The sequence below is a fragment of the Lysobacter changpingensis genome (assembly GCF_017308985.1).
Classification (GTDB): Bacteria; Pseudomonadota; Gammaproteobacteria; order Xanthomonadales; family Xanthomonadaceae; genus Lysobacter_J; species Lysobacter_J changpingensis.
Map to the genome: position 1 here is coordinate 152,268 of NZ_JADWPE010000006.1, position 15,762 is coordinate 168,029.

17 protein-coding genes are annotated in these 15,762 nt (G+C 67.9%); 7 read left to right on the forward strand and 10 right to left on the reverse strand.

Features of this window, described 5'->3' with window-relative positions; translation table 11 throughout:
• Window positions 1-21: 21 nt before the first annotated feature.
• A complete protein-coding gene (locus I4U41_RS14690; RefSeq protein WP_206861919.1) occupies window positions 22-1,437 on the forward strand; it encodes a sigma-54 dependent transcriptional regulator in 1,416 nt (471 codons plus the stop codon).
• Between the two features lie 69 nt (window positions 1,438-1,506).
• A complete protein-coding gene (locus I4U41_RS14695) occupies window positions 1,507-2,247 on the forward strand; it encodes a 2OG-Fe(II) oxygenase (protein ID WP_206861920.1) in 741 nt (246 codons plus the stop codon).
• Between the two features lie 186 nt (window positions 2,248-2,433).
• Here the strand turns inward: I4U41_RS14695 and I4U41_RS14700 are convergent, their stop codons facing one another.
• Both I4U41_RS14700 and I4U41_RS14705 read right to left on the reverse strand, forming a co-directional pair.
• Window positions 2,434-2,868 (reverse strand): response regulator, encoded by a 435-nt coding sequence (locus I4U41_RS14700; RefSeq protein ID WP_206861921.1) that lies wholly within the window; start codon window positions 2,866-2,868, stop codon window positions 2,434-2,436.
• A complete protein-coding gene (locus I4U41_RS14705; protein WP_206861922.1) occupies window positions 2,868-4,004 on the reverse strand; it encodes a sensor histidine kinase in 1,137 nt (378 codons plus the stop codon). The genes I4U41_RS14700 and I4U41_RS14705 overlap by 1 nt, the downstream gene beginning before the upstream one ends.
• 113 nt (window positions 4,005-4,117) lie before the next feature.
• Between I4U41_RS14705 and I4U41_RS14710 the strand changes: the two genes are divergently transcribed.
• Window positions 4,118-5,911 carry an SLC13 family permease gene (locus I4U41_RS14710; RefSeq protein WP_206861923.1) on the forward strand — a complete coding sequence of 598 codons (1,794 nt, stop codon included), beginning with the start codon at window positions 4,118-4,120 and terminating at the stop codon, window positions 5,909-5,911.
• Window positions 5,912-5,919: 8 nt separating this feature from the next.
• Here the strand turns inward: I4U41_RS14710 and I4U41_RS14715 are convergent, their stop codons facing one another.
• Window positions 5,920-7,008 carry a PA0069 family radical SAM protein gene (locus tag I4U41_RS14715; RefSeq protein WP_206861924.1) on the reverse strand — a complete coding sequence of 363 codons (1,089 nt, stop codon included), beginning with the start codon at window positions 7,006-7,008 and terminating at the stop codon, window positions 5,920-5,922.
• Between the two features lie 84 nt (window positions 7,009-7,092).
• Here I4U41_RS14715 and cls point away from each other — a divergent pair, with 84 nt between their 5' ends.
• The 4 genes from cls (at window position 7,093) to I4U41_RS14735 (ending at window position 10,299) form a co-directional block, all read left to right on the forward strand.
• The gene (gene cls, locus I4U41_RS14720) at window positions 7,093-8,529 is read left to right on the forward strand and encodes a cardiolipin synthase (protein WP_206861925.1); all 1,437 of its coding nucleotides are present in this window, start codon (window positions 7,093-7,095) and stop codon (window positions 8,527-8,529) included.
• A 112-nt stretch (window positions 8,530-8,641) separates the two neighbouring features.
• On the forward strand, window positions 8,642-8,905 hold the full coding sequence (locus I4U41_RS14725) for a hypothetical protein (RefSeq protein WP_206861926.1): 264 nt from the start codon (window positions 8,642-8,644) through the stop codon (window positions 8,903-8,905).
• Between the two features lie 118 nt (window positions 8,906-9,023).
• Window positions 9,024-9,488, forward strand: coding sequence for a hypothetical protein (locus tag I4U41_RS14730; RefSeq protein ID WP_206861927.1), 465 nt, complete (start codon window positions 9,024-9,026; stop codon window positions 9,486-9,488).
• A gap of 43 nt (window positions 9,489-9,531) precedes the next feature.
• Entirely contained in the window at window positions 9,532-10,299 is a 768-nt protein-coding gene (locus tag I4U41_RS14735; RefSeq protein WP_206861928.1) for a pyridoxine 5'-phosphate synthase, read from the forward strand.
• Between the two features lie 51 nt (window positions 10,300-10,350).
• On the opposite strand, the gene I4U41_RS14740 is transcribed toward I4U41_RS14735, so the two are convergent.
• The 7 genes from I4U41_RS14740 to I4U41_RS14770 form a co-directional block, all read right to left on the reverse strand.
• Entirely contained in the window at window positions 10,351-10,770 is a 420-nt protein-coding gene (locus I4U41_RS14740; protein ID WP_206861929.1) for an ExbD/TolR family protein, read from the reverse strand.
• 184 nt (window positions 10,771-10,954) lie between these two features.
• Window positions 10,955-11,371 (reverse strand): ExbD/TolR family protein, encoded by a 417-nt coding sequence (locus tag I4U41_RS14745; protein WP_206861930.1) that lies wholly within the window; start codon window positions 11,369-11,371, stop codon window positions 10,955-10,957.
• A gap of 14 nt (window positions 11,372-11,385) precedes the next feature.
• Window positions 11,386-11,802 carry an ExbD/TolR family protein gene (locus I4U41_RS14750; RefSeq protein WP_206861931.1) on the reverse strand — a complete coding sequence of 139 codons (417 nt, stop codon included), beginning with the start codon at window positions 11,800-11,802 and terminating at the stop codon, window positions 11,386-11,388.
• Between the two features lie 49 nt (window positions 11,803-11,851).
• Window positions 11,852-12,604, reverse strand: coding sequence for a MotA/TolQ/ExbB proton channel family protein (locus I4U41_RS14755; protein ID WP_206861932.1), 753 nt, complete (start codon window positions 12,602-12,604; stop codon window positions 11,852-11,854).
• A gap of 73 nt (window positions 12,605-12,677) precedes the next feature.
• A complete protein-coding gene (locus I4U41_RS14760; protein ID WP_206861933.1) occupies window positions 12,678-13,352 on the reverse strand; it encodes an energy transducer TonB in 675 nt (224 codons plus the stop codon).
• A 152-nt stretch (window positions 13,353-13,504) separates the two neighbouring features.
• On the reverse strand, window positions 13,505-14,716 hold the full coding sequence (locus I4U41_RS14765) for a tetratricopeptide repeat protein (protein WP_206861934.1): 1,212 nt from the start codon (window positions 14,714-14,716) through the stop codon (window positions 13,505-13,507).
• Window positions 14,717-14,841: 125 nt separating this feature from the next.
• Window positions 14,842-15,648 (reverse strand): M48 family metallopeptidase, encoded by an 807-nt coding sequence (locus I4U41_RS14770; RefSeq protein ID WP_206861935.1) that lies wholly within the window; start codon window positions 15,646-15,648, stop codon window positions 14,842-14,844.
• Between the last annotated feature and the right edge of the window lie 114 nt (window positions 15,649-15,762).

Consider the following 15,762-nt stretch of genomic DNA (forward strand, 5'->3'; position numbering starts at 1 on the left):
TCGGACTGCGTCAGGAATGACATGTCGATGGACGGAATGCAGGAATCCGAAGCGGCGCAGAACGGCGCCCGTGAACTGATCTACGTGACGAGGGGCGGGGCAGGACGCGTGCTGGCGCTCGGCGGTCTGCAGCAGCTCGGCTGGAACCTGCGCCGCGCGCCGGATGCGCGCAGCGTACTGCGCATCCTCAACGGCGATTCGCGAAAACCGCACGCGGCGCTGCTCGATCTGCGCGAAGGCTTCACCCAGCAGGACCTGGCCGAGTTCGGCTCGGCGTTGTCGGCAGGCAACGTCGGCTGGGTCGCGGGCATCGACGCGCGGCAGCTCGACGAATCGCCGGTGCGCGACCTGATCCGCGACTACTGCTACGACTACCTCACGCTTCCGTGTCCGGAAACCGTGCTGAACACGGTCATCGGCCACGCGCACGGCATGGCGATGCTAGCGTGCGAACGCGGCGATGCGACGAGCGAGGCCGGCTTCGACGGCATGATCGGCGAGAGTCCCGCGATGCGCACGCTGTGCCGCACGCTGCGCAAGGCCGCGTTGACCGAAGCGCCGGTGTTCATCGCCGGCGAAACCGGCACGGGCAAGGAACTGGCCGCGATGGCGGTGCATCGGCACTCGCGCCGTCACGCGCATCCGTTCGTGGCGATCAATTGCGGCGCGATTCCGCACAGCCTGATCCAGTCGGAACTGTTCGGTTACGAGCGCGGTGCGTTCACCGGCGCGCAGCAGCGCAAGCTCGGCCGCATCGAGATGGCCAACAGCGGCACGCTGTTCCTCGACGAGATCGGCGACCTGCCGCTGGAAAGCCAGGCCTCATTGCTGCGCTTCCTGCAGCAGGGCAGCATCGAGCGGCTCGGCGGGCACGAGCAGATCCCGGTGGACGTGCGCATCATCTCGGCGACGCATCACGATCTGGATCGCGCGGTCGCCGAAGGCCGCTTCCGCGCCGATCTGTACCACCGCCTTTGCGTGCTGCGGCTGCAACAGCCGCCGCTGCGCGAACGCGGCAGCGACATCGACCGCATCGCCGAGTACGCCCTGCAGCGCTATTCGCAGGAAGGCCATCGCACGCTCAAGGGCTTCGCGCCGTGCGCGCGGCAGGCGTTGCACAGCCACACCTGGCCCGGCAACGTGCGCGAGCTCATCAACCGCGTGCGGCAGGCGGTGGTGATGGCGGAAGGCCGGCTGATCACGGCGGCCGACCTGCACATCGAAGGCTCGTTGACCACGCCGCCGCCGACGCTCGACGAAGTGCGCGATGCGGCGACGCGTGCGGCGATCGAACGTTCGCTGCATCGCAATCGCGGCCGGCTGGTGGATGTCGCGCGCGAGCTGGGCGTTTCGCGGGTGACGCTGTACCGCCTGATGCAGCGCCACGGCCTGCGTGCGCACGAACCCGATTCGCCGAGCACGATGCATATCGCCTGAGCTGCGTTCCGCGTTTGCATCGCGCGCGCGCCGTGCGAGGATGCGGCATTCCCGCCTCCCTTGCGCGCCATGCACAGCCAGGATCGCGATGCGGCCGACACAGGATCGGCCGACTTCATCGAAGTCTTCGACGACGCGCTCGATCGCGACACGTGCGCGCGGCTGGTCGAGCGGTTCATCGCCAGCGCGGACACCGTGCCGGGTCGCATCGGCGGCGGCGTGCTGCCCGACCTGAAGGACAGCCGCGACCTCACCATCACCGGCCGCGATGCGTGGCGCGATGCGGAAGCGCTGCTGAACGCGGCGGTGTTCAAGGGGCTGATCGCGTACCTGCGGCGGTATCCGCACGCGTTGATCGCGCCGTTGATGCTGGAAGTGCCGGGCGAGAACGGCGCGCGGCATCGGCTCACCGCGGAGCGCCTGATGGCGATGGACGACGCGACGCTGACGCCCGTGGTGCAGACCGTGCTGCGCCCGGGGGCGATCAACCTGCAGCGCTATGCGGCCGATCGCGGCGGGTATCCGTACTGGCATTGCGAACTGTATCCGCGCGATCCGCATGGCGAGACGCTGCATCGGCATCTGCTGTGGACGATCTATCTCAACGATGGATTCGAGGCGGGCGAGACGGAGTTCCTCTATCAGCGGCGCAGGATCGCGCCGCGCGCGGGCAGCCTGTTGATCGCGCCGGCGGCGTTCACGCATACGCACCGCGGCAACCGGCCGGGCGGCGGCGACAAGTTCATCGCGACGAGCTGGGTGTTGTTCCAGCGCGCGGAGCGGTTGTTCGGGGCTTCCCAGGTTTCATAGGTCGGCTAGGCGGCACGCAGCGGGGGCGCGGTCGGCTCTCCTTCCCGGGTGCGCTTCGCTTACCCCGGGCTACAGAAGCAGCGCCGTCATTCCGGACACATGCCGCCATTCCTGCGAAAGCTGGAATCCATCCTGCTGTTGCTGTTGCCTTTGTTCCCGCGCGTTACAGGCCCAACGGCGCAGCCCTCACACATGCCGCGGATGGTTCAACACCAGCCAGTACAGCCCCACCTGCTTCACCGCCCACACGAACTGCTCGAAATCCACCGGCTTCTGGATGTAGCTGTTCACGCCCAGCGCGTAGCTGGCTTCCACGTCGAACGGCTCCGCGCTCGTGGTCAACACCACCACCGGCAGCGTGCGCGTGGCCTCGTTCGCGCGCACGGCCTGGAGGACCTCGCGGCCGTCGACCTTGGGCAGGTTCAGGTCCAGCAGCATGATCGAGGGAAGGTCGTCCGGATCGCGGTCGGCGTACTTGCCGCGCGCGAAGAGGTAGTCGAGCGCTTCCGCACCGTCGTTCACCACGACCAGGCGATTGGCGATCTTGGCCTCGTCGAAGGCGATGCGGGTGAGCTCGACATCGTCCGGGTTGTCCTCGACCAGCAGGATTTCCTTGTGCATCAGGCGCTCTCCTCCGCCGCCGATTCGGCCGGCAATTCGAGGGTGAACGTGGCGCCGGATTCGGGACTGGAATCGGCGCGGACGCTGCCGTGGTGTCGTTCGGCGATTCGCCGCACGATCGCCAGGCCCAGGCCGTGACCTCCCCCCTGGTCCGGCCCGTGCAATCGCTGGAATGGCTCGAACAGCTTGTGCGCATAGCGCATGTCGAATCCGATGCCCTCGTCACGGATTTCGAGTTGCAGGCGCTTGCCCTCGCGACGTCCGCTGACCTGGATGCGGATCGGCTCGCGTTCGCGCGAGAACTTCCACGCATTGCCCATCAACTGGCTGAGCAGCAGCTTGAGCAGGCGTTCGTCGCCCCAGGCGTGCAGGCTGGGTTGCACGCGGATGTCGGCGCGGCGCTGCGGCTCGGCGTCCTGCAGCTCGGCGCCGACCCAGTCGGCCAGCAGGCTCAGGTCGACGTCGGCGGGCTTGAGATCGGCGCGCGTGACGTAGGCCAGGTCGTTGAGCGCGCTCAGCAAGCCGCTCATGCGCGCGGCGGCGGCGCGGATGCGCGCGAGGTAGTCGCGATCGGTTTCGTCCAGCCGCGTGCTCGCGCGGTCGGCGAGCAGGGCGGAAAAACTCTCGATCGACCGCAACGGCGCGCGCAGATCGTGCGCGACCGCATCGGCGAACAGCTGCAGCTGGTTGCTGGCGGTGTCGCGCGCGGCATGCTCGGCTTCGGCGTGGGCGCGCAGCGCGAGTTCGGCGGCATGCTGCGCGGTGACGTCGCGCAGCTGCACCAGCAGGTAGAGCGGCGCGCCTTCGGCATCGCGCACCACCGAGACGTTGACGTGCGCCCACACGGCGTGGCCGTCACGGTGCAGGTAGCGCTTGCTCGCGTCGAGTGAGGGAATGCTGCCGTCGACCAGCCCGCGCAGGAACGACTGGCTCATCACGAGGTCGTCCGGATGCGTCAGCGCCGCGGCGGGCGTACCGACGATGTCATGCGCGCTGTATCCGAACATGCGTTCGAAGGCGGGGTTTACTTCTAGCCATCGACCCTGCAGGTCGACCACCGCCATGCCGACGCCGGAGGCGTCCATCGCGAGACGGAAGCGGTCGATTCCCGTGGCCTGACCGGGGATATCGCTCATCGATGGAGTGGCTCAAGCTAGTCCTGTCGCGGCGGTAGTGTAGCGGGGCCGGTCGTGACGGTGCGGTGCAGGCTGTCGCGCGCGATCGCCGCGGCTTGTCGCACAATCGGGACATGGAGATCCAACAGATCCTCTTCCTGGTCATCCTCGCCGGCTCGCTGTATCTGTTCATCAGCGAGCGCCTGCGCGTGGACGTGACGGCGATGCTCACGTTGCTGGCCATGGTGCTCGCCGGCGTGCTCGATGCGCGCGAGGCGCTGTCGGGCTTCGCGAGCGAACCGGCGATCATCGTCGCGGCGGTGTTCATCATCTCCGGCGGACTGGCCGCTACGGGCATCACCGAACGCATCGGCCAGGCCGTGGAACGCGCGGCCGGACGCACGGAAAGCCGGGCGATCGCGGTGGTGATGCTCGCCGTGGCGGCGCTGTCGTCGTTCACCCACCACGTGATGGTCACCGCGATGATGCTGCCGATCGTCACGCGTTTCGCACGCGCGCGCGGGATGTCGGCCTCGCGCCTGCTGATGCCGATGTCGTTCGCGGCGTCGCTGGGCACCACGCTGACGCTGGTCAGCGCCCCGGCCTTCCTGCTGGCGGACAACCTGATCGAACGCACCGGCAGCGAGGGATTGGGCATTTTCTCGATCACCCCGATCGGACTGGCGCTGGTCGTGGTCGGTGTCGCCTACATGCTGCTGGCGCGATGGCTGCTGCCCAAGCGCTTCGGCGCGCTGGGCGATGCGGGCTATTTCCGGCTCGATCGCTACCGCACGGAACTCGTCGTCGGCGAAGGACCGCGCTGGAACACGCGTCCATTGTCGGAGCTGCAGAAATCGCTGGGCGATCGCTTCCGGCTGGTGAGCTGGATGCGCGACGGCCAGGTGCGCGACGACCTGACGCCTTCCAGTCCGCTGATCAACGGCGACATCCTGCGCGTGGAAGCCTCGGCCGACGCGCTCGCGTCGCTGCACGCCGACTCGGGGCTGGCGCTGCAGGCGATCAAGCGTTACGGCGCGCTCGCCACCGGCGAGGGCGAGGCGCAGCTGGTGCAGGCGGTGATCGCGCCGGCGTCGGAGTTCATCGGCCGCACGCTGCGCGAGCTGGACTTCGCCAAGCGGTTCCACGTGGTGATCATCGGTCTGTGGCGGCGTGGCGAGGACGAATCGCCACGCCTGACCGAAACGCGGTTGCGCGAGGGCGATCTGCTGGTGCTGTGGGGCCGGCCGTCGCGCTTCGCCGAACTGGCGACGCACCACGGCTTCCTGATGCTGGTGCCGTTCGCCGGCGAGGCGCGGCGCCGCGTGCGCGCGCCGTTGGCGCTGGCGATCCTCGCCGCGACCGTGCTCGCCGCCGCGACCGAATGGCTGCCGGCGCCACTGGCGTTCCTGCTCGGCGCGGTGGCGATGGTCGCGGCGCGCTGCGTCGACGTCGACCAGGCCTACCGCGAAGTCGACGTGCGGATCTTCGTGATGATCGCCGGCGTGATCCCGCTCGGCATCGCGATGGAACAGACCGGCACGGCGCAGTGGCTCGCGTCGGGGCTGCTGCAGGTCATGTCGGGATGGCCGCCATTGGCGGTGCTGCTGGTGATGTTCGGCGTCGCGGCGGTGCTGACGCAGATCCTCTCCGACGCGGCGACGACGGTGCTGCTCGGCCCGATCGCGGTGGAACTGGCGCAGTCGCTTGGGCTGGCGCCGACGCCCTTCGTGGTGTGCACGGCGCTGGGCGCGGTGGCGTCGTTCCTCACCCCGATCGGGCACCACGGCAACCTGCTGATCCTGGGGCCCGGGCAGTACCGCTTCGCGGATTTCCTGCGCATCGGGTTGCCGCTGACGGCGATGATCGCGCTGGTCAGCGCGTGGATGTCGCGCTGGCTGTGGCTCGGCGGGCCGCTGCTTCCGGGATGAACGTCAGGTCAGAAAAGCTCGCCCTGCGGGGGCGGCTTGCGCGGCGGGACGAACTGGCTCGTGTCGAGGTTCGGCATAGAGCCGAAGCCCAGCCGCGCGTGCGCCTTGCGGAAGCGCTGGGCGATGAGCTGCGCGAACGGGCCTTCGCCGCGCATGCGCGTACCGAAGGTGCTGTCGTAATCCTTGCCGCCGCGCATCTGCTGGATGAGGCTCATCACGTGCTCGGCGCGATCGGGGTAGTGCAGCTGCAGCCATTCGCGCCAGACCTGCTTGAGTTCGTGCGGCAGCCGCAGCAGCACGTAACCGGCGGAAGTGGCGCCGTGGTCGCGACAGGCTTCGAGGATGTGCTCGATCTCGCGGTCGTTGATCATCGGAATCACCGGCGCGACCATGATCCCCACCGGCACGCCGGCATCGACCAGCGTGCGGATCGCCTTCAACCGCGCATGCGGCGCGGACGCGCGCGGCTCCATGCGCGCGGACAGGCGGTTGTCGAGCGAGGTGACGGAGAACGCGATGCTCGCCAGGCCGCGCTTCGCCATCGGCGCGATGAGGTCGATGTCGCGCACCACGCCCGCGTTCTTGGTGATGATGCTGAAGGGATGCGAGCAGGCGCTGAGCACTTCGATCACCGATCGCGTGACGCGGTAGCGGCGTTCGATCGGCTGGTAGGAATCGGTGTTGATGCCCAGCGCCAGCGGCACGCACTGGTAGGACGGACGCGCCAGCTCGTTCTGCAGCAGCTCGGCGGCGTTGGTTTTCGCGAACAGGCGGGTTTCGAAATCAAGCCCCGGCGAGAGGTCCAGGTACGCATGCGACGGCCGTGCGAAGCAGTAGACGCAGCCGTGCTCGCAGCCGCGATACGGATTCACCGACGCGCTGTGGCCGACATCGGGCGAGTCGTTGCGGCTGACGATGCTGCGCGCGCGTTCCTCGGTGACGCGGGTCTGCGGGCCGGGCGCTTCGGACAGGTCCTCGTAGACCGAGCCCCAGCCGTCGTCCTCCCCGTGCGCGACGGTCACCGCATAGCGGCCATCGACGTGGGAGGCGGCGCCGCGACCTTTGATCGGGGCCTGGGCTTTGCGGGCATCGTCCATCCGCCTTAGCCTACGCGCGGCCCGTCGCAGCCCGTGAGACGGGCGAGCGCGCGAGCGCCTGAACGGAGGAGGAGACCGCCCCGCATGCCCGACATCCTGCGCAGCGCGTGGAGCGCGTTCACCTCGATCCCCAATATCGCCCTGTACCTGACGCTCGGCTGGCTGACCTACCTGGTGTGGCTCGGCCTGTGGATCGTCCTGCAGAAACGCGAGCCGGTCGCGACGCTGAGCTGGCTGATCAGCCTGGCGGCGCTGCCGTACATCGGCTTCGTCATCTATTTCTTCTTCGGTCCGCAGCGCATCCGCCGGCATCGCCTGCGTCGCGTGCGCGCCCGCTCGACGCTGCCGCCGCCGCCGGAAGGGCTGGTGCCGACGCCGGACGCGATCGAACTGGCGCGCCTGGCGCAATCGACCACCGGCCTGCCGCCGATCACCGCCACGCGCGCGGACCTGCTGGTCGACGGTTCGGCCAAGTACACCGCGCTGCTGGAGGCCATCGCCAAGGCGCGCGACCACGTCCACCTGGAGTACTACATCTACCTGCCCGACCGCACCGGCACGGCGCTGCGCGACGCGCTGGTCGAACGCGCGCGCGCCGGCGTGCAGGTGCGGTTGCTGCTCGATGCGGTGGGTTCTGGGCGCACCAAGCGGAAGTTCCTGAAGCCGCTCGTCGAGGCCGGCGCGGAGGTGGCGTGGTTCCACCCGATGAAGCTGCAATGGTTCTGGAAGCGGCCGTGGCTCAACCTGCGCACGCACCGGAAGATCGTCGTGATCGACGGCGAGATCGGCTTCACCGGCGGCATCAACATCACCGACGAGGAAGACGAGCGCCTGCGCGAGGACGCCTACCGCGACCTGCACCTGCGCCTGGAAGGCGACATCGTCCGCGAGCTGCAGCTGGTCTTCATCGAGGACTGGGCGTACGCGACCGGCCAGCCGCCGCTGCGTGTGCACCATCCTGCACCGCGACGCGGGACGATTTCCGCGCAGGTGCTGGTGTCGGGGCCCGACTCGTCGTGGGAGGCGATCCACCGCGTGCACGTGGCGGCGATCCATTCCGCGCAGCGTCGCGTATGGCTGGTGACGCCGTACTTCGTGCCCGGCGAGGCGGCGCGCATGGCGCTGACGTCGGCGGCGCTGGGCGGACTGGACGTGCGCCTGCTCGTGCCGAAGGTCTGCGACAGCCGGCTGGTCACGCTGGCGGCGCGGTCGTATTTCGACGAGCTGCTCGAGGCCGGCGTGAAGGTGCACGAGTACGGCCCGCGCATGCTGCACAGCAAGGCGCTGCTGTGCGACGACGATCTGGCGATCGTCGGCAGCGCGAACTTCGATCACCGCAGCTTCCGGCTCAACTTCGAAGTGTCGGTGATGTTCCGCGACAGGGAGCTCGCGGGCGAACTGGCGAAGCTGATCCAGGGCGAGTGCAACCTGGCGCCGCGCGTGCGCGCCGACCGGCCGCAGCCGCTGTGGAGCACGCGCGTGCCCGAGGGCCTCGCGCGGCTGGTCTCACCGCTGCTGTGACCGGTGCCGCGCTTCGCTGACGGGCGGTCGCGCGTGGGCGGCGACCGGACGATGGTGCGCCGGCGCGCGCGCTAAACTGCCGGCGCCAACGCCCAAGCACACGGAGCTTCCCATGCAATGGCTGTATCTGCTGCTCGCCCTGGTCGCGCTGGCGGTGGCGTTCAAGACGACGTCGGTGGCGGTGCTGATGGTGAGCTTGCTGGCGGCGCTGGGCTTCCTGCTCGCGTGGGTGCTCAAGCTGCTCGCCGCACGCGTGGACAGCCAGACGCGGGACGCCTCGCTGATCCTCGATCCGGTGGAACTGCGTCGCCTGCGCGAGCAGGCCGAGGCGCGCCGCGCCGCCGCGGGCACGCCGCCGACGACGCCGGGCGCCTGAGCTTCGTCCCCGCGAACGGTCGCCGCGGAAAGCGTTAGGATCGGCATGCCGGAGAAGCCGCCCCCGGCGGCGTGATCGCATTCGCGCGCACCGGTCGCGCGGCTTCCGGGAGATCGCCATGAACGCGCTCGGCCTTCCGTTGCTGTCCCTCGTCCTGATCGCCGGACCCGGTATCGCGGCGCCGCCCGAGGCAGGCTCGCCTGCGGCGGCCGACGCGGCCTCCGGCTGCGGACGCATCAGCATCTTCGACGTCGCGCCGCGCAGCCAGGAGCTCTATCGCGCGCGGATCATGAACATCGACGGCCGACTGCCCGGCCCCACGGGCACGAAGACCTTCAGGCTGCCGGCGGGCCGCCACGTCCTGGAAGTCGCGGAACTGATCGATCCCGAGCAGTTCAACGACATCCAGCTCCGGCAGCGCGACATGCGCCAGCATCCCTACAAGGAACTGGTGGTCGACGTGCGGCCCGACACCACCTATCTTCTGGGCGCGCGACTGGTCCAGGCGCGCCGCAACTTCATCAGCGACGGCTCCTACTGGGAGCCGGTCATCTACAGACAGAATTCCGAACCGTGCCAGTGAACCGCGCATTGAGCAGGGCGACGTCCGGGCAGGGCGTCGCGCGATGACCGTACTGAGCGTCAACGTCAACAAGATCGCGGTGCTGCGCAATTCGCGCGGCGGCGCGGAGCCCGACGTGGTGCGCGCCGCGCGCGCGTGCCTCGACGCCGGCGCCCATGGCATCACCGTGCATCCCCGGCCGGACGCGCGCCATATCCGCGCGGACGATGTCCATGCTCTGGCCGAACTCACGCGCGAACGTGGCGTGGAGTTCAACCTGGAAGGCAACCCTTTCGCGCCGCCGCGCGCGGGCTATCCGGGCTTCTTCTCGCTGTGCGAGGCGGTGCGTCCCGCGCAGGCGACGCTGGTGCCGGACAGCGATGCACAACTGACCTCCGACCACGGCTTCGATTTCGTCCGCGATGCCGAGATCCTGCGTCCGCACGTCGAAGCGCTGAAGGGCATCGGCTGTCGCGTAAGCCTGTTCGCCGATGCGCATACGTCCGCCGGCCGCGAGGGAATCGCGCATGCGGCGCACGTCGGCGCCGATCGTGTCGAGTTGTACACCGGGCCCTGGGCGGAAGCGTTCGCGCAGGGGCAGGGCGATGCGATGGCGGCGCAGTTCGCCGAGGCCGCGCGTCGCGCGCAGGACGCCGGGTTGGGCGTCAACGCCGGGCACGATCTGAGCCAGGAAAACCTCGGCGCGTTCCTTCGTGCCGTGCCGGGCGTGCTCGAGGTGTCGATCGGTCACGCGCTGGTCGGCGAAGCGCTGTACGAAGGCTTCGACGCGACGATCCGCGCCTATCTGCGCGTGCTCGACGCCGCTCGCTGAGCCGATCGCAAAGCGACGCCCACCCTCAGGGGGCGGGCGTCGGAACGCGGCTCACTGCCAGGCGATCTGGCGAATCCCGCTGCGCTGCGCTTCGGCCAGCGTCCAGGCGAAGTCCTGGTAATCGGCGTCGGCGTTCGCGCTGATCCGCACGATGGCGCGTGGGTCGTCATGGGCAAGATCGCCCAACGCCCGAGGCAGATCGGCCCGTGCGAGCGCGATGCCATCGAGTCGGAACCGCCCTTGGCCGTCCACCTGCAGATCGACCTGGCGAGGCGGATCGGTCGACGCGGGCCCGTCATGGGGTTGGGGAATACGGGTGTCGATGCGGCCGGTGACCATCGGCGTGGCCATCATGAAGATCACCAGCAGGACCAGCATCACGTCGATCAGCGGAGTGATGTTGATCTGGGCGACCTCGCTGTGGCCGCCGCGGGAGGACGAAGGGGAATCGCGGAAGACGGAAGCAGCCATCGTGCAACCTCCATGGGCCCCATGCCCGGTTCCACGCTAAACCTGGCGGGGCGGCGGCTGCAAGTAGGACCAGGCAAGGTCGCAGGGGAGGGCGCCCGCGGCTTCTCGCCTACATCGGCTCTCGTCGGCGCCACAAAAGAAAACGCCGCCCGGAGGCGGCGTTTTCACGACAGGTAAGCGTCAATCAATTGTTCTGAACAAAGCCAATCTTTTCCATATTGGCATTCTTCGCATGCGCCAGCACCTTGGCCAGGATGCCGTAATCGGCGTCCGGGCTCGTGTCGACCTCGAGCATGGGCTGGTTGGTCGGGTCGCGGTTGACCTCGACTTCCATCATGTTCTGGATCGCCGAAAGGGGCTGCGGCGCATCATTCCAATACACCTGGCCGGAGGCGTCGATGCGCAGCCTGATCGGCGGCGGCGGCGTCTTCGTCTGCGGCGGGGGGTTCAACGACTTCTGGGGCAGGTTCACGTCGATCGGATACGACAGGGTCGGCGCCGTCACCATGAAGATGATCAGCAGCACGAGCATCACGTCCACGAGGGGCGTGACGTTCATGTCGGCCATCGGGCCACTACCGGAGTTGGAAGCAAATGCCATGTTCGTGTGCTCCGTCAGTGTTCCTTGATCGCCACGAAGCCGACCTTGCGCATGCCCTGGGCCTGCGCGATCTGCACCACTTCGGACACGATGCGGTACTTGGTCGTCTTGTCGCCGCGGACGTTGATCTGCGGCTGCGGCGTCTTCTGCGCTTCGATCGACAGGCGGCTTTCGAGCAGGTCCTTCGTGATCAGCTCGTCGTTCCAGTAGATCTTGCCCGTGTCCTCGACGGCCAGCGTGATCGGCGGCACCGGCGGTGCCGTCTGATCGAGCTTGTCGAGGTTGGCTTCGGGAAGATCGACCTTGACCTTATGCGACATCAGGGGCGCGGTGATCATGAAGATGATGAGCAACACCAGCATCACGTCCACGAGGGGCGTGACGTTGATCTCGGCCATCGGGCCGCCGCTATCGCCAGTACTGAAGGCCATTACGAAACTCCAACCTGCTGCAAGAGGGTGTCGTTGTTACAACGCGTTCTTAGCGCTTCGCGCCCACTTCGCCGACGCGCGAGCCGGTGGCGAAGAAGTCGTGCAGATCGTGCGCGAACGTATCGAACTTGTTGTTGGTGACGCGGTTGAGGCGGGTGAAGAAGTTGTACGCCAGCACCGCCGGGATCGCGACGAACAGACCGATGGCGGTCATGATCAGCGCTTCACCCACCGGGCCCGCGACGGCGTCGATCGAAGCCTGGCCGGTCGCACCGATGCGGATAAGGGCGTGGTAGATGCCCCACACGGTGCCGAGCAGACCGACGAACGGAGCGGTCGAACCGACGGTGGCGAGCACGGTCAGGCCGGCTTCCAGCTTCGAGCTCTCGCGGGTCACGCCCTGGCGCAGGGCGCGGTCGACGAACTCGGAACGGTTCAGCGACTCGACCAGACGCGAACCTTCATGGCGCTGGTGGTGGGCAGCCGCCTGGGCGGCGTCGAGGGCGATCTTCGAGAAGGGTTCGAAACGGCCCTGCTCTTCCATGAAACGGATCGCGTCCTGCGCGTTCGGGGTTTCCCAGAACGTGGAGACGACACGGTCCGAACTGGCGCGCAGGCGCAGGTTCTTCACGAAGTTCACGACGATCCAGTAGATCGACAGGATCGACATGATCGCCAGAGTGATGAAGACGACCCAGCCGACGAAGTCGAAGTTCTGCAACAGATGCGCGAAGCTCATCTGCTGAAGTGCCTGGGCGTTGGAGCCTCCAGCAGTCGCAGCGGTGGTGGTTTCCTGCAGCATGACGCTTACCTTTGAAATGTCGTGGAAAAGGAGTGTGTTGCGGGTTTGTTGCTAACGGATCCCGTGACCCCGATCAGGTCGGCGGGACGAAATCGACCGGGACGCGGACGCGGCTCTGCACACCGACACCGTTCTGCATTTCCGGGTTGAACTTCCACTTCCGGGCAGCATCCATTGCGGCGCGGTCGAGGTTGCGGTTGCGGCTCGACTTCTCCACGGAGACGTCCAGCACGTTGCCCTGGCCGTCGATGGTGATGACCAGCACGACCGTGCCACCAATGCCTTGACGGGCTTCAGTCGGCGGATACCGCGGCGGGTTCAGACGCTTCGAGGACGGGTCGACGCTCGAACCGATGGTCGTGGCCGGTGCGGGCGGCGACGGCGGGCTCGGCGGCGGCGCCTGCACGTCCACCGGGCTCGGGTCGTCCACCACGATCGGCGGCTCTTCCGGCGGCGGCGGCAACGGCGTCGGCTGCGGCGGCGTGAGCTTCGGCGGCGGCTTCAGCTCCTTCGGCGGTTCCGGCGGCGGCGGCGGCGGCGGCGGGGGCGGCGGCGGCGGCTTGATGAGGTTGACGAACGTGACCTCCTCTTCCTTTTGCTGCTGGGCCGGAGGCGCCATCGGAGCAAGCAGGAGGAGCAGGGCCGCGACGTGGAAGGCGATCGCGATGGTGATACCGGCAATGCGTGCCCAGTTCAAGCCTTCGCTGTCGTCGTCGTTTCTAGCGTGAATTTCGAGGTCTTGCGTCATGCGCCGTAGCTCGGGAGGTAATTCCGGACGCCAGGGCGCCTCGGGCCGTCAGATACGATTCCCGTGACCCAGTGTCGAGTCGCGGGAACCTCCTAGCATATACCAATTCGCGTCCATGTAATCACGCGAATCGGCGTATTCGCTTTGCCGAATTACTTCCCGGGCAGTGCGAGAATCTTCTTCGCGTCGTCGGGCTTCTTGACGCCCTTCGCGACGGCTTGCCGGGCGGCTTCCTTGGCCTCGGGGATGCGGTCTTCCTGCCACAGCACGCGGGCGAGGTTCAGGTACGCCTCGCCATCCGGGGCCAGCGGGGCCGCCTTCTTGTAGGCGTCGATGGCCGGACCGAACTGATCAGAGAAATAGTACGCCTGCGCCTGCGCCAGGTAGGTCTGGTAGTCGGGCTTCAGGATGCCCTTCTGGATGCCCTCGTTGATGACCGAGATGGCTTCCTTCTCCTTCCCTTCCATGTTCAGGTAGGTGGCGTAGAGCTGGCGGTACTCCTTGTCGTCGGTCAGCTGGCCGGACGCGCGGAGCTTCTCCAGCACCGCGGCCGACTTGTCGAGCATGTCGCCCTGCTGGTAGACGGCGGCCAGGTTGAGCTGGGCGCGCTTGTCGTTCGGGTTCTTGGCGGCGACGGCCTCGGCCATCTTCGCCGCTTCGCCGGCGTTGCCGGATTCGGCGTAGGTCGCCATCAGCAGCTGCTGCCATTCCGGCTTCGGATTCGGGCTGCTGTCGATGGCCTGCTTCAGGACCGTCGCGGCTTCCGGGTAACGCTCCATGCGGTACAGGGCGTTGCCCTTGACCACCAGCTGCTCCGGCTTGGTGCTCTTGGTCTCGGCGAAGAAGGTGTCGAGGGTCTTCAGCGACTCGGCGTACTGCTCGTCCTGCAGTTGCAGCTGGGCGAGCATGTACATCGCGCCGTAATGGCCGTTGTTGTCCAGGCCGTTGAGTTCGATCGCCTTGCGCAGGTAGTTCTTGGCGGCGTTGGTGTCGTCGGCGTCGTAGGCGATCTGCGCGCCCATCTGTGCGGCGAATGCGCGGTCGTAGGCGTTGAAGGCTTCGTTGGCGATGATCTCGTCGGCGGCGGCGCGGGCCTCCGCGCCCTTGTCGTCGTCATACAGGCCGATCATCTTCTGCAGCTTCTGGCCGCCCTTCGACGACGCCTTCGCTTCGGCCTTGCGCGTGGCTTCCGGGTATTCCTCGGCCGGCTTGCTCGCCTGCTTGCCTTCCGACTGGCGGGCGCGACGCTCCTCGGCGCGCTGCTGCGCGGACTGGGCATTCACCTGGCTGACCGCACCGAATACGAGGACCGCGCCAATGGCCGCGGCCAGCACGCTACGGTTGCGGAGGGAGAACTTGTTCATCGAGCACCTCAGATCTGCTGCCGCACGCGGGCACGAGCGGGACGATGGCACCGGGGCCAGGGGGGCGTCACGCTAACAGAAACGCGCGGCGCTGTGATACGGGGTTGTGTGCCGGATTTGCAGTCTTACGGACCGCACTTCGGCGTATGGCCGGCGGCGCGGGCCTGTTCGAAGGTCGGCATGAGACTGCCCGCACGGGCGCCAAGTTCATTGATGCGCGACTGCGGATCGGGGTGGGTGGACAGCCACTGCGGCGGACGGCTGCTGCCGGCGGCGATCATGTTCTCCCACAGATTCACTGCCTGGCGCGGATCGAAACCCGCCTTGGCCGCGAGCTGCTGGCCCACGACGTCGGCCTCGGTTTCCTGGGTGCGCGAGTTCGGCAGCAGGTAGAAGGTCTGGGCCGCGGCGCCGCCGATCTGGCCCGCGGCGTTGCCGGCGGTCGAACCGTAGGCGCTGCCGAGGATGGCGCTGCCGATGCCGAGCAGCGTGGACGTGCCCTGCTGCTTGGTGATGCGTTCGTCGTGGTGGCGCGAGACCACGTGGCCGATCTCGTGCGCGATCACCGCCGCCAGCTGGTCCTGGTTCCTGGCGACGGTGAAGATGCCGGTGTTCACGCCGATCTTGCCGCCGGGCAGGGCGAATGCGTTCGGTGAATCGTCCTGGAACACCGCGACTTCCCACTGCGTCTGCCAGCCCGGCGGAAGCTCGCGGGTGATGGCGTTGACCACGCAGCGCACGTAGCCGTTCTTGCGCGCGTCGGTGCTGAGCGTTTCCTTCGCCTTGGCTTCGGCGAACGCCTGCGCCCCCAACTGGTTGAGCTGGTCCTGCGAGACCGCGCCGACGTACTGGGTGCGACCGGTGGGCGAGGTCGTGGTCGCGCAGGCGACCACGAGGCTGGCAACGGCGAGGCCGAGCAATGCGCGTTTCATCGTTGGGAACACCCTGAAGTGGCTGTTGGCGGTTGTAGCCCCCGCCGGATTAACACTTCGTCAATGGCTGAACGGGCGCGGCGGCCGGCTCCGCGACGGGCATCCCGGTCCGGC